Raw genomic sequence first — 13,305 nt, forward strand, 5'->3', positions numbered from 1 at the left:
GGTCCGCAGGGGGTGACGAGCTGTCACCCCGCCGGTGGCCCGCGGGGTGCCTTCTGATACCTATGGGCGCGCCCCCCGGCAGCCGCACGACCGACTGAGGAAGGCGCACCCGCCCATGCACCTCGGCGACCTCGACTCCGTAGGGCCCTTCTTCGCCCTGCGCACCGACGCCGGACCCGCCGCCCCCGACGGGCCGCCCGGAGACGGCTATCTGCCCCTCGCCGAACCGGCCGTACGGGCCCGGGTGGCGACCGTCGCCGAGCGGCTCGATACCGCGGACCGCCGGGTGGCCGCGTCCATCGCCTTCCAGGGCATCGCCGGACGGCTGCTCTCGATCGCCCTCGGCTCCGCCGTGCTCACCGGACGCGTCCCCGACCTCACGGGCCCGGCGCTGTGGTGGCACCCCGCCCGAACCGCCCCCGACGACCTCTGGCTGCCCCGCCCGGCCGCCCTGCCGCCCGGCACCGACCCGGTGCCGCTGATCGCCGCGAGCGTCCTGCACGACCGGCTGGCCTGCCTGCACCACCTCACCCGCGCGGTCGTCCCGATCTCCGGGCGGCTGCTGTGGGGCAACGCGGCCTCCTCCCTCGCCGGCTCCCTGCGCGTCCTGCACACCTGGTGCCTCGAACAGGGCCGGCCCGAGGACGCGGCCCGGGCGGTCACCCTCACCCAAGCCCTCTTCGAGGACCCGCTGCTGCGCGGCACCGGCACGCTCACCACCCGCGGCGTGCCGTCCTTCCGGCGCCGCAGCTGCTGTCTGTACTACCGGGTGCCCTCCGGCGGCATGTGCGGCGACTGCGTGCTGCGCACCCGCTGACCGGCAGGTGTAGGCGGCCACCGCCCGGGGGAGAGCACCCCGAGTACATACGCCTTGGCCACCAGCGCGGTACGGTTCGGCACCCGCCAGCGCCGGGTGAGCCGGGCCAGATGGTAATTGACCCCGTCCACGGTCAGCCCGACCGCCTTGCCCACGGCGGCCGTCGTGGCCCCCGACGCCGCCAGCGCGAGGATCCGGGCCTCCACCTCGCTCACCTCCGCCTCCGGCGGCGCCACGGGCGAGGCGGGCCCGGCCGCCCGCACCCGCAGCACCACCAGCAGCATCGGATACGTCGGGGACGGCTCGCCGACCGGGTCCACCAACAGCTCGCCCTCGCGCTCGGCCCCGTCCGCACCCGCCGCGGGCCAGCACACCTCGACGCGGTAGCGGGAGCGATGGCCCAGCCGCAGCGCCTCACCGAGCCGGTCGAGCTGGGCGGAGGCGCGCGGGCGGAAGAGGTCCAGCACATTGCGGCCCCGCAGCCGCCCGGGGACCGCGCCCCACTCGGCGGCCATGGCCGGGTTCGCGACCGTGATCTCCCCGTCCGCCCGGCAGACGGCGATCGGCGTCGGGATCCGGTCGAGCAGCAGCAGGAAGTGGTTGCGCCAGGCGATGTACTCGTCGCTGCTCATGCCCGCGGGCCTCCCGCTCGTACCGTGCTCCTGCGAGCCCCTGGCGTGCTCGCGCGCAAGAGCGACACGCCGCGGACCACTGCACAATCATGCAGTCGCCGCCGACGGCACCCCCCGTCGGGGCGGCCAGCCTGGACGCATGACCCACGCGACCCTCGCGCAGCCCGCGCACGCCCTGCCCGCCACACGTGTCGAGCCGTCAGGCACGACACCGTCCGGCACACCATCGGACACCGGGAACGACGCCGTCCCCGTGGTGGACATCTCCGCCGTCGGCGCCGGAGCCACCCCCGTCCAGCAGGCGATGCGGCTGGCACGCCGGCACGGCCCGGTCTTCCGGCGCAGGCTCAACGGCCTCGACACCCTCTTCGTCAGCTCGCTCGACCTGGTCACCGAGCTCGCCGACGAGGAACGCTTCACCAAGTACGTCGGCCCGGCCCTGGAGAACGTCCGCGAGTTCGCCGCCGACGGACTGTTCACCGCGTACAACGACGAGCCCAACTGGGCCAAGGCCCACGACATCCTGATGCCCGCCTTCGCCCTCGGGTCGATGCGCGCCTACCACCCGGCCATGCTGCGGGTCGCCCGCCGCCTCATCTCCTCCTGGGACGCCCGGCTCGGCTCGGGCACGCCCGTCGACGTCCCCGAGGACATGACCCGGATGACGCTCGACACCATCGGCCTCGCCGGGTTCGGCTACGACTTCGAGTCGTTCGCCCGCGAGGAGCCGCACCCCTTCGTCGGTGCCATGGTGCGCTGCCTGGACTGGAGCATGCACGCCCTCGGGCGCGCACCCGGCGGCGACCACCGCGCCGAGGACGAGGCGTTCCGGTCGGACGCCGCCTTCCTCGCCGGCGTCGTGGACGACGTGATCAGTGCCCGTACGGCCGCCGGCGACAGCAGCACCGACGACCTCCTCGGCCTCATGCTCGGCGCCCCGCACCCCGCCGACGGCACCACCCTCGACCTCGCCAACATCCGCAACCAGGTCATCACCTTCCTCATCGCCGGCCACGAGACCACCTCCGGGGCGCTGTCCTTCGCGCTCCACCACCTCCTGAAGGACCCCGTCGCGCTGCGCCTCGCCCAGCGGGAGACGGACGAACTGTGGGGCGACACCGAGGACCCCGAGCCGACGTTCGAGGACGTGGGGCGGCTGCGCTGGACCCGGCAGGTGCTGAGCGAGGCGCTGCGGCTGTGGCCCACCGCCGCCGCCTTCAGCCGACAGGCCCGCGAGGACACCCTCCTCGGCGGCCGCTACCCGCTGCGCGCGGGCCAGGGCGTCACCGTCCTCACGCCGCTGCTCCACCGGGACGCCGTCTGGGGCGACAATCCCGAGCTGTTCGACCCCACCCGTTTCGCCCCCGAGGCGGAGGCGGCCCGCTCCCCGCACGCGTACAAACCCTTCGGCACGGGTGAACGTGCCTGCATCGGGCGGCAGTTCGCCCTGCACGAGGCCACCATGCTGCTCGGGCTGCTGGTGCACCGCTACCGCTTCATCGACCACACCGGCTACCGGCTGCGGATCAAGGAGACGCTGACCCTCAAGCCGGACGGCTTCACCCTCACCCTCGCCCGCCGCACCCCCGCCGACCGGGCCGAGGCCCGCGCCGCCCTGCCCGGCCGCTCCGGCCCCGCCCCGCGCACGGACACCGGCGACGGCGACGAGGCGCCCACCCGCGCCCGGCAGGGCACCGGACTGCTCGTCCTGCACGGCAGCAACTACGGCACCTGCCGCGACTTCGCCCGCAACCTCGCCGACGAGGCCGCCGCCCTCGGCTTCGACGCCACCGTCGCCCCGCTCGACGCGCACGCCGGCGCCCTGCCCACCGACGCGCCCGTCGTCATCGTCGCCGCCTCCTACAACGGCCGGCCGACGGACGACGCGACCGCCTTCACCCGGTGGGCCGAGGCGGCCGACCCGGGCGCCGCCACCGGAGTCGCCTACGCCGTCCTCGGCGTCGGCGACCGCAACTGGGCCGCCACCTACCAGCGCGTGCCCACCCTCCTCGACGAGCGGCTCGCGGCGCTCGGCGGCACCCGGCTGCTGCCCCGCGCCGAGGCCGACGTCTCGGGCGATCTGACCGGCGCGATCGAGGACTTCGCCCGCACCCTGCGCAGGACGCTCCTGGAACGGCACGGCGACCCGGAGTCGATCGGGGCGGACACCTCCCTCTCCACCGCCGCCGTCTCCGCGTTTCAGCCCGCCTGCACCGTCACCGAGATCGCCGGCGACCCGCTCACCGCACTCGCCGACCGGCACGGCATGGTGCCCATGACGGTCACCGAGGCGTACCCCCTCACCGACCCCGCGCACCCGCGCACGAAGCACTTCCTGCGGCTCGCGCTCCCCGACGGGGTGGAGTACCGCACGGCCGACCACCTCGCCGTGCTCCCCGCCAACGCCCCGCACCTCGTCGCCCGCGCCGCGGACCTCCTCGGCCTGGACCCGGAAACCGTCCTCGCCGTGCGGCCGAACGGTCCGGGCCGACCGGGACCGGGCACCCTGGTCCTCGACCGGCCGCTGACCGTACGGGAGATCCTCACCCACCACGTCGAGCTGCAGGACCGGCCCACGCCCCGGCAGCTGGCCGCCCTCGCCGACCGTCACCCCTGTCCGCCCGAACAGGCCGCCCTGCGCGCCCTGCCCGCCGACGACCCGCGCACCCTCCTGGACCTGATCGAGGACCACCCCGCGCTGCGCGGCACGCTCGGCCCGGCGGCCGTGCCCGACCTGCTGCCGCCCATGCGGCCCCGGATGTACTCCATCTCCTCCTCGCCCGCCGCCACGGGGGCCGGTCACCTCGACCTCATGGTCTCCTTGCTGCGCGCCCCCGCCCGCTCCGGCCGGGGCGAGTACCGGGGCACGGGCTCGGGGCACCTCGCCGGGCTGCGGCCCGGCGACACCGTCCTCGCCCGCGTCCAGCCGTGCCGCGCGGACTTCCGCATCCCGCACGGGACCAAGGCCCCCGTCGTCATGGTGGCCGCCGGAACGGGCCTCGCCCCCTTCCGGGGCGCGGTCGCCGACCGCCGCGCCCTCCTCGCGTCCGGCGCCGAACTCGCCCCCGCATTGCTGTACTTCGGCTGTGACGCACCGGAGGCGGACTTCCTGCACGCGGCCGAACTGCGCGCCGCCGAGGACGCGGGCGCGGTGTCCCTGCGGCCCGCGTTCAGCGCCGGCCCCCGGCCCGGCGGCGCGGGGGACATCCGCTACGTCCAGCACCGCATCGCCGCCGAGGGGGACGAGGTCTGGGCACTGCTGGAGGCCGGGGCGCGCGTGTACGTGTGCGGCGACGGCGCCCGGATGGCACCGGGCGTCCGCGCGGCCCTGCGCGAGCTGTACGCCCGCCGGACCGGCGCGGACACCGCCGCCTGCGACGCCTGGCTGCGCGAGCTGACCGAAGCGGGCCGCTATGTGGAGGACGTCTACGGGGCGGGCTGAACCACCCCCGTCCCCGTCACTTGATCAACTCCCGTACCCTGCTCCTCGTTCGTAACAGCAAGACAGAACGAAAGCGGTGGGGGACATGCGCGCAGTCACGCGTACGGGAATGGTCGCGGTGGCGGCAGCGGCGGCGGTGGCCACGACGGTGGCCCCGGCAGGGGCGCGGACCACGGGCGCGGCGGCGGACACCGCCACCGCGCCCTACTCCGCGACGACGTCCGTCGGCCTCCACAACGCCTACCTCCAGGACAAATACCCCTACTTCGCCGACGCCCTCGACTCCGGGGCCTCGCTCCTCGAACTCGACGTCTGGACGAACGGCTTCGGCGGGCGCGCCTTCCGCGTCTCGCACGCCAACCCGGTGCGCAACGCCAACAACTGCGAGGGCGCCACCTCCCCCGCCGAGCTGCGCACCAAGTCCCGCAACCAGCCCCTGGCCGGCTGCCTCGCCGACATCCGGGCCTGGCACGACGCCAACCCCGGCCACCGGCCCGTCTTCCTCAAGGTGGAGATGAAGGACGGCTTCAACGCGGACAGCGGACGCGGCCCCGCCGAACTGGACGCCCTGCTCACCGAGAAGCTCGGCGACGCCCTCTACCGGCCCGCCGACCTCGCGGCCGGCCACACCGACCTCGACCAGGCCGTACGGGCCGGCGGCTGGCCCAGCCGGTCGGCGCTCGCGGGCAAGTTCGTCGTCGAGCTGATCCCCGGCACGGTGGAGGAGGGCAACCCCGCCGACCGGCTGTGGACGGACCGGGAGTACGCCACGCACCTGCGCGACCTCGCCGCCGCCGGCCGGCTCCGCCAGGCGGGTGCCTTCCCCGCCGTGCACGGCGCGGTGGCCGGCGACCCGCGCACGCGCTACGCCGACCCCACCATCCGCCCGTGGTTCGTGGTCTTCGACGGCGACGCCGCCACCTACGCCAAGGGCGGCATCGACACCGCCTGGTACGACGACCGGCACTACCTCGTGGTCATGACCGACGCGCACAAGGTGCCGCCCGTCATCGACGGCACCAAGCCGACCGAGGCCGATGCCCGCGCCCGCGTCGCCCTCATGGCCAGGACCCACGCCAGCTTCGCGACCGCCGACTGGTACCCCCTGCCGAAGGCCCTCTCCACGGTGCTCCCGCGCGGCTGACCACCCCGCACGCCGGCCTCAGGCACTGTCCTCCAGCCGGAAGCCGACCTTCAGGCCCACCTGGTAGTGACCGACCTTTCCCTCGTCGAAGTGGCCCCTGATCTGCGTGACCTCGAACCAGTCGAGGTTGCGCAGCGTCTGTGAGGCGCGCGCGAGCCCGTTGCGGATGGCTGCGTCCACGCCGTCCGGGGAGGAACCGACGATCTCGGTCACGCGGTACGTGTGGCTGTGATGCGACATGGGTGCTCTCCGGGCGACTGGGCGGCCTTGACATCTCCACCGTGGTGCACCGGACGACGGCGCGCGAGGCGAGCGCCGCTGTTGGCGTGGCCCGCGGGACCGGGGGCGGGGCAAGGGGCGGCGGAGCAGCCGGCCGGCAGGCCTACGGCACCACCGTCACCGGCCGGCGCCCCGCCTTGACCAGGCGGACCGCCACCGAGCCGACGATGCGGTGGCCCGCCCGCTCGGAGGCGCCCACGACGACCGCGTCCGCCGTCAGGTCGTCGGCCGCCCGCACCAGGCCGCTGTAGGGGTGGCTGAGCTCAGCCGGAACCAGCCTGTCCGGCGATTGAGGACACCGCCGCGCAGCGGAGGTGCACACGCAACGGCCCGCAGGGCAGAGGCGGGCATCCGTGAAGATCCGGCAGACCTAGCCCTGTCCGGCCACAGGCCGGTCCGGCACCGACAACGACAACGCGAAGCGGCCCTCTTCGTCCGTCCACCAGTGGCTCATCCGCAGCCCGGCCTCCGCCAGCTCGCCGGCGACGCCGGACCGGCGGAACTTCGCCGACACCTCCGTGCGCAGCTCCTCGCCCGCCGCGAAGTGGACCGCGAGGTCCAGCGCGGGGATCTTCGCCACGAGCGCCGTACGGGCCCGCAGCCGCATCTCGATCCACTCCCGCCGCGCGTCCCACAGGGCGACGTGCGCGAAGTCGTCCGGGTCGAAGTCCGCGCCGAGTTCGCGGTTGACGACGGCGAGGACGTTCTTGTTGAAGGCGGCCGTCACCCCGGCCGCGTCGTCGTACGCGGCGACCAGCGTCCGCTCGTCCTTCACCAGGTCCGTGCCGAGCAGCAGGGCGTCGCCGGGCGCGAGCTCGGACCGTACGGCCGTGAGGAACGCCACCCGCTCGGCGGGCAGCAGATTGCCGATGGTGCCGCCGAGGAAGGCGACCAGGCGCGGGCCGGGGGTCGTCGGCAGGGCCAGGCCGTACTGGAAGTCGGCGACGAGCGCGTGCACGGTCAGCGCCGGATGCTCGGCGAGCAGGGTGCCGGCCGCGCCCCGCAGGGCGCTCTCGCTGACATCGACGGGCACGTAGTGGTCGAGGGCGGGCAGGGCCCGGATGAGGTGGCGGGTCTTGTCGGACGACCCCGAGCCGAGCTCCACGAGCGTACGGGCGCCGGTGGCCTCGGCGATCTCCGGGGCGCGGCCGATGAGGATCTCCCGCTCGGCGCGCGTCGGGTAGTACTCGGGCAGCAGGGTGATCTCGTCGAACAGTTCACTGCCCCGGGCGTCGTAGAACCACTTCGGAGGCAGTTCCTTGGGGGTTCGGGTGAGCCCCGTGGCGACGTCCGCGCGCAGAGCCGCGGCGGTCGCGTCGAGGGGGAGGATGCGGGTCAGGGCGAACGGGCTCACAGACAGGGCTCCTTGAGCGTGCGCAGCGTGATGTCGGTGGGGGTCGCGGTGAGGAGGGTGCGGTCGGGGACCTCCACCCAGCGCGGATCGTCGTCGTACGGCTCGGAGGCCACGGCCGTCCGGCCGCCCGGCCCGCTGAGGTACCAGAGGGTGTCCCCCCAGGCGGTGGCGGCTATCGCGGCGCCGTCGGTGAGCAGGAGGTTGAGCCGGGAGCCGGGGGCCGCGTCGGCCAGCGCCCGGACCGTCCCCGCCAGCGCCGGCCCCATCGCCTCGCCCTCCCGCAGCCGGTGCTCCACGAGGGCCCAGACGAACGCGGAGTCACAGCGCGCCGCCAGCCGCAGCAGCGCCACCGGGGGCAGCAGCGCCGCGAGCGGCGCCGCGGTCTCCGGCCACCCGGTCAGCGCGCCGTTGTGGCTGAACAGCCACGGCCCGGCCGTGAAGGGGGCCGCGCCCGCCTCCCCGTCCGGGTCCGCGACGGTCGCGTCCCGCACCGAGGCGAGCAGCGCCCCGGTGCGGACGACACGGGCGAGGTCGAGGAACGAGCCGTCCGCCCAGATCGGCCCGGCCCGCCGGTAGCGCGCGGGCACCGGATCGCCCGCCGCGTACCAGCCGATGCCGAACCCGTCGGCGTTGACCGTCCCGTGCAACTGCCGCCGTGGCGCCCACGACTGACGGAACAGCGAGTGCGCAGGCGCGAGGAGGCTCTCGCCGAGGGGCGCCTCGGGCCCCACGACAGCCAGATGCCGGCACATCAGACGGGTTCCGCGTCACGGGCGGTACGGAAGCCCGCGAAGATCTGCCGGCGCACCGGCAGGTCCCAGTTGCGGAACGTCCCCCGGCAGGCGACGGCGTCGACGGCGAAGGAGCCGCCGCGCAGCACCTTGTGGGAGTCGCCGAAGAACACCTCGGAGTACTCGCGGTAGGGGAACGCCCGGAAACCGGGGTAGGGCAGGAAATCGCTCGACGTCCACTCCCACACGTCACCGATCAGCTGCCGCACGCCCAGCGGCGAGTCACCCGCCGCATAGGCCCCGACCGGGGCCGGCCGCAGATGGCGCTGGCCGAGATTGGCCCGCTCGGGGGTGGGGTCGGTGTCACCCCACGGATAGCGCAACGAGCGGCCGGAGACCGGATCGTGGCGGGCCGCCTTCTCCCACTCCGCCTCCGTGGGCAGCCGCCGCCCCGCCCACGCCGCGTACGCCGCCGCCTCGTACCAGCCGACGTGCAGCACTGGCTCGTCCGGCGGTACGGGCTCGACCACCCCGAACCGCCGCCGCACCCAGCCGGTGCCCTCGCGCCGCCAGAACAGCGGCGCGCCCAGCCCGTGCCGGCGGACCTGCTCCCAGCCCTTCGGATGCCACCAGCGCGGGTCGGTGTAGCCCCCGTCGTCGATGAAGCGCAGATACGCGCCGTTGCTCACCGGCAGTGTGTCGATGAAGAACGACGGCACGAAGCGGTGGTGCGCGGGCCGTTCGTTGTCCAGGGCCCACGGCTCGGTGGAGGTCCCCATCGTGAACGGGCCGCCCTCGACGCGCACCTCCGTCGGCAGCAGCGCCGTGTCCGGCGCGGCCGGCGGCGGTTCCGGGGCCGACAGCGCGGCCGGGCCGCGGCGCAGCTGATGGGTGATGAGCATGGTCTCGTCGTGCTGCTGCTCGTGCTGCGCGATCATGCCGAAGGCGAAGCCCCCCTCCAGCAGCGGCCCGCCGTGCAGCGGGGCGCTGTGCAGCACGTCCAGGACCCGGTCACGGACGTCCGCGACATAGCCCCGGGCCTCGGCGGGCGCCAGCAGCGGCAGCGTCGGCCGCTCGGCACGCGGGTGCTCGAACGCGTCGTACACCGAGTCGATCTCGGGCCGCAGCGCGTCGTGGCCGCCCACGGTGCGCAGCAGCCACTGCTCCTCCTGATTGCCGATGTGGGCGAGGTCCCAGACCAGCGGGGACATCAACGGCGAGTGCTGGGCGGTCAGTTCCCGCTCGTCCACACAGGCGGTGAGCACACGGGTCCGCTCGCGCGCCGTGAGCAGGGCCTCCACGGCCCGCGAGCGGAACAGGTCGGGATCCGGGCCGGGGGCGGTCATGGGCGGATCTCCTTGCCGTTCATCCGGTCGAGCAGATCGTCGGCCGGACATCGGTGGCGGTCCACATAGCGGGCCCTGAAGGCGTCGACGGCATCGAGGACGTGCGGCGGGGCACCGAGCCGGGGGAGCGCCTCACGGGCCGCGGCGAAACAGACGGTGGCGGCGGCGTGCAGCTCCGGGTCGGCCAGCCCGAACCGGGCGGCGTTGCGCCACAGCGGATTGCGGGGCGCCGGGGCGGTGCCCGCGGTGTCCGCGAGGGCCTTGACCGTGCGGTAGGCCGTCTCGGTGGCCACCGGATCGTCGAAGAGCGCGGCGGTGACGGCGAGCGGCACCAGCCAGCCCTCCTCCCCGGGCTGCGCGTCGATCATGCGCAGCTCCAGATGCCCCCGCGGCCGTATCGGCGGGAACAGCGTGGTCAGGTGGTAGGCGACATCGTCGACCGTCGGCGGCCTGGGCCGCCGGGTACGGGTCCAGCGGCTCAGGTTCAGCCCCTCGGGAGGGTCCCAGGGCCCTTCGTCGGAGCGGAGCACCATCACCGGCGCCTCGAGCGCGTACGCCGCGTACGCGCTCCGCGGGTCGAGACGGTCGGAGGGAGCCAGGGTGCGGCCGGGGTCCGTCCGTCCGTAACAGGCCTGCCGGGTCGAACGCCAGCCCGTCGGGCGGCCCATGTGCAGCGGGGAATTGGCGAACGAGGCGACGAGCACCGCGCCCAGCAGATGCGCGAGCGCCCAGCGGCGCCCGTAGCCGAGCGGCCCGGGCTCCTCGTACCCCGCGTCCACACAGACCTGGACGGACGCCGTACGGCACATGATCGTGTACCCGGCGTCGTTCCACCGGCCGTAGTAGTTCTCCATGGCGTCGTAGCGGGGATCGTGCACGACCCGGGGCGGTTCGTGCCAGGGGGCCTTGCCGTACCCGGCGAGGACGAGCCCGAGATCACTCAGCTCGGCGCGGGCGAGGGCGAGATCCGCGGAGACCTCCGTGACACAGGAGGCGAGGGAGCTCGCGGGCTGTGAGGAGAATTCCAGCTGGCCGCCGGGCTCGACGGTCAGCAGCGACTTCAGCGGCAGCGCGCGCAACCGGTCGGCGGCGGCCGCGAGCCGGGGCGGGGCGACCGGGCGGACGGGATCGCGCACATCGTGGACGAGCCATTCCAGTTCGACACCGAGCAGCCGGGGCGGCCCGGTCTTGAAACAGATGCCGCGCACATAGGCGTCCGCGTCGGCCGCGTCGACGAGCCGGTCGCGGTCCTCTCTGAGGTCCTTGCTGTCGGTCACGGTCCCGTACCTCCCGTACGTTCGGTCCGTACCACCTAAACCACTGCATGCCCGCTGCTACAAGAGTGCATGGGGGCGCGAACCAGCCGTCACGCCGTCCGGCCTGGCCGGACGGCCTCGGGCCACCAGGACATTGTCGCCAGCCCTTGACGCGTCCGCCAGGGGAGGACATACCGTCCGTGAGGTGACTTCACACGAGGTGACCGCCGACGTCTTCCTTTCCGAGACCTACGCGCGCGGCGTGCCCTACGCCCGGTACCGGGAGCTGCGGGACGCCGCCCCGGTGTGCCGGATCGGGGAACCGGCCGTCGGGCCCTGGCCCGCCGGCCCCGGCTTCTGGGCGGTCTTCCGGCACGCCGACGTCAAACACGTGCTGCGGACCCCCGAGATCTTCTCCTCGTACACGGGCGCCACCCAGATCGCCGACCCGGAGACCGAGGGCGACCTCGCCTTCCTGCGGACCATGATGCTCAACCAGGACCCGCCCGCCCACGCGCGGCTGCGGCGCATCGTCTCCGCCGCCTTCACCCCCCGCGCGGTGCGGGAGCTGGAGGCCGTCATCGAGGCGCGGGCGCACGCCCTCGTCGACTCCGTCGCCGGCCTCGGCGCCGCGGACTACGTGGAGCTGGCCGCGGACCTGCCCGTCTGGACCCTCGCCCACCTCATGGGTGTGCCGGAGGAGGACCGGCGGCTGCTGTACGACTGGTCCAACCGGGTGATCGGCTACCAGGACGCCGACCGCGCGGATTCGTGCACCGCCGACGCCGGGACGCTGAGCCCGATGGGCCGCGCGGCCCTCGCGCACCGGCCGGCCACGCTCACCCGCCCCGACGGGAGTGTGGCCGCCCCGCGCACCAAGGAGGCTCTGGCCGACATGTTCGTCTACGCCCACGCCCTGGCGGACCACGCCCGGCCCGGCAGCATCATGGCGCAGATGCGCGAAGGCGGCCTGACCCGGGACGAGTTCGAGACCATGTTCCTGCTCTTCGCGACGGCCGGGAACGAGACCTTGCGCAACGGCATCCCTGGTGGCCTGAAATCGCTCCTCGACCACCCCGACCAGTACGCCCTGTTGCGGGAGCGCGAGGACCTGACGCATTCCGCGGTGGAGGAGATGCTGCGCTTCTGGCCGCCCGTCATGGACTTCCGGCGCACCGCCACCCGGGACACCGAGCTCGGCGGCCGCCGCATCCGGCGCGGCGAGAAGGTCGTCGTCTTCCACGCGTCCGCCAATCGCGACGAGCGCGTCTTCACCGACCCCGACCGCTTCGACATCACCCGTGCCCCCAACGACCACGTCAGTTTCGGCTTCGGCCCGCATTTCTGCCTGGGCGCCCACCTCGCGCGTGTCCAGATGCGGGCCGTGCTGCGGGTCACGATCGACCGGCTGCCCGGTCTGGAGCGGGCGGGTGAGGCCGTCCGGCTGGTGTCCAACTTCCAGAACGGCCTCAAGCGCCTGCCGGTCAGATGGCGAACAGATCGGTGAACGGGCCGGTCGCGTCCGCGACGCTGTGCCCGAAGGGGGAGTTGAAGTCCCAGACGAGGAAGAGGAGGAAGGAGATCAGCGCGCTGTAGAGCCCCGCCAGCAGCAGCTCGCGGGGCGAACGCCGGATCTGCAGCGTGAAGATCAGCCCCACGGCCACCAGGGCCCCCGCGATCAGACCGAACCACACCACGCCCGGCAGCGTCGACTCCGCGTTCTGCGCCCGCGCGCCGCGCGCCGCGTCCACCGCCGAGACCTGGTCCAGCAGCGGCTGGTAGTGCTGCCCCTCCTGGTCGTTGCGCGGTACGTACGAGGTCACGTCCCGGCGCACCTTGGCCAGCAGCTCCGCACCCTTGTCGGTGAGTTCGCCCTCGTCCAGCATGTGTTGCCACTCGGTGTGCACGACGTACGTCACATACGCCTCGACGTCCTCGCGCGTACGGTTCCGGGCGTCCGGGGCGTAGGCCATCACCCGCTCACTGACCTCGTGCAGGGCCTGCGCCTCGGCCGTGACCGCCTGCTGCGCGCTGTTGCGTGCCTCCCAGACACCGGCGATGGCCAGGCCCAGCACGATGGCGTAGACCACGCCGACCATCATCGTCATGTACTCGATGACGTCGGGGGTCTGGGTCGGGTCGTCGTCCGCTCCGAGCCTGCGTTCTCTGACGACGGTGATGGTCAGGACGACGGCGCACGCGGCGGCCATCGCGATGGCCAGGACCAGCCATTCGGACAAGGGAACCTCCGGGATCCAACAGGGGGTTGCGGGGGACGGGAAGGGGGCGGGAAGGGGGGCCAGG

At 74.0% G+C, this 13,305-nt stretch carries 11 protein-coding genes and 1 pseudogene; 4 read left to right on the forward strand and 8 right to left on the reverse strand.

Annotated elements, in window-relative coordinates; genetic code table 11:
• The first annotated feature begins 115 nt into the window (after positions 1–115).
• Positions 116–817: a (2Fe-2S)-binding protein gene (locus tag AB8O64_RS31440; RefSeq protein ID WP_370422906.1), complete on the forward strand. Its 702-nt coding sequence runs from the start codon at positions 116–118 to the stop codon at positions 815–817.
• Here AB8O64_RS31440 and AB8O64_RS31445 read toward each other — a convergent pair.
• A complete protein-coding gene (locus AB8O64_RS31445; RefSeq protein ID WP_370422908.1) occupies positions 763–1,449 on the reverse strand; it encodes a helix-turn-helix transcriptional regulator in 687 nt (228 codons plus the stop codon). The genes AB8O64_RS31440 and AB8O64_RS31445 overlap by 55 nt on opposite strands.
• Positions 1,450–1,588: 139 nt before the next feature.
• Between AB8O64_RS31445 and AB8O64_RS31450 the strand changes: the two genes are divergently transcribed.
• Both AB8O64_RS31450 and AB8O64_RS31455 read left to right on the forward strand, forming a co-directional pair.
• The gene (locus tag AB8O64_RS31450; RefSeq protein WP_370422909.1) at positions 1,589–4,891 is read left to right on the forward strand and encodes a bifunctional cytochrome P450/NADPH--P450 reductase; all 3,303 of its coding nucleotides are present in this window, start codon (positions 1,589–1,591) and stop codon (positions 4,889–4,891) included.
• A gap of 85 nt (positions 4,892–4,976) precedes the next feature.
• Positions 4,977–6,035 (forward strand): phosphatidylinositol-specific phospholipase C domain-containing protein, encoded by a 1,059-nt coding sequence (locus tag AB8O64_RS31455; protein ID WP_370422910.1) that lies wholly within the window; start codon positions 4,977–4,979, stop codon positions 6,033–6,035.
• An 18-nt stretch (positions 6,036–6,053) separates the two neighbouring features.
• Here the strand turns inward: AB8O64_RS31455 and AB8O64_RS31460 are convergent, their stop codons facing one another.
• The 6 genes and pseudogenes from AB8O64_RS31460 to egtA form a co-directional block, all read right to left on the reverse strand.
• Positions 6,054–6,275, reverse strand: coding sequence for a dodecin (locus AB8O64_RS31460; protein ID WP_356451835.1), 222 nt, complete (start codon positions 6,273–6,275; stop codon positions 6,054–6,056).
• 142 nt (positions 6,276–6,417) lie between these two features.
• Positions 6,418–6,567, reverse strand: a pseudogene (locus tag AB8O64_RS31465) (universal stress protein); the annotation flags it as partial.
• 117 nt (positions 6,568–6,684) lie between these two features.
• Positions 6,685–7,668: an L-histidine N(alpha)-methyltransferase gene (egtD, locus tag AB8O64_RS31470; protein WP_370422912.1), complete on the reverse strand. Its 984-nt coding sequence runs from the start codon at positions 7,666–7,668 to the stop codon at positions 6,685–6,687.
• On the reverse strand, positions 7,665–8,420 hold the full coding sequence (gene egtC / locus AB8O64_RS31475; protein ID WP_370422914.1) for an ergothioneine biosynthesis protein EgtC: 756 nt from the start codon (positions 8,418–8,420) through the stop codon (positions 7,665–7,667). The genes egtD and egtC overlap by 4 nt, the downstream gene beginning before the upstream one ends.
• On the reverse strand, positions 8,420–9,745 hold the full coding sequence (gene egtB / locus AB8O64_RS31480; RefSeq protein ID WP_370422915.1) for an ergothioneine biosynthesis protein EgtB: 1,326 nt from the start codon (positions 9,743–9,745) through the stop codon (positions 8,420–8,422). The genes egtC and egtB overlap by 1 nt, the downstream gene beginning before the upstream one ends.
• Positions 9,742–11,022: an ergothioneine biosynthesis glutamate--cysteine ligase EgtA gene (gene egtA / locus AB8O64_RS31485; RefSeq protein ID WP_365369779.1), complete on the reverse strand. Its 1,281-nt coding sequence runs from the start codon at positions 11,020–11,022 to the stop codon at positions 9,742–9,744. The genes egtB and egtA overlap by 4 nt, the downstream gene beginning before the upstream one ends.
• Positions 11,023–11,206: 184 nt before the next feature.
• Here egtA and AB8O64_RS31490 point away from each other — a divergent pair, with 184 nt between their 5' ends.
• Complete coding sequence (locus AB8O64_RS31490) at positions 11,207–12,508, forward strand: cytochrome P450 (protein WP_370422917.1); 1,302 nt, start codon at positions 11,207–11,209, stop codon at positions 12,506–12,508.
• On the opposite strand, the gene AB8O64_RS31495 is transcribed toward AB8O64_RS31490, so the two are convergent.
• Complete coding sequence (locus AB8O64_RS31495) at positions 12,486–13,241, reverse strand: DUF4239 domain-containing protein (RefSeq protein ID WP_370422918.1); 756 nt, start codon at positions 13,239–13,241, stop codon at positions 12,486–12,488. The two genes, AB8O64_RS31490 and AB8O64_RS31495, sit on opposite strands and share 23 nt — an antisense overlap.
• Between the last annotated feature and the right edge of the window lie 64 nt (positions 13,242–13,305).

It is taken from the genome of Streptomyces sp. QH1-20, from assembly GCF_041283565.1.
GTDB lineage: Bacteria > Actinomycetota > Actinomycetes > Streptomycetales > Streptomycetaceae > Streptomyces > Streptomyces syringius.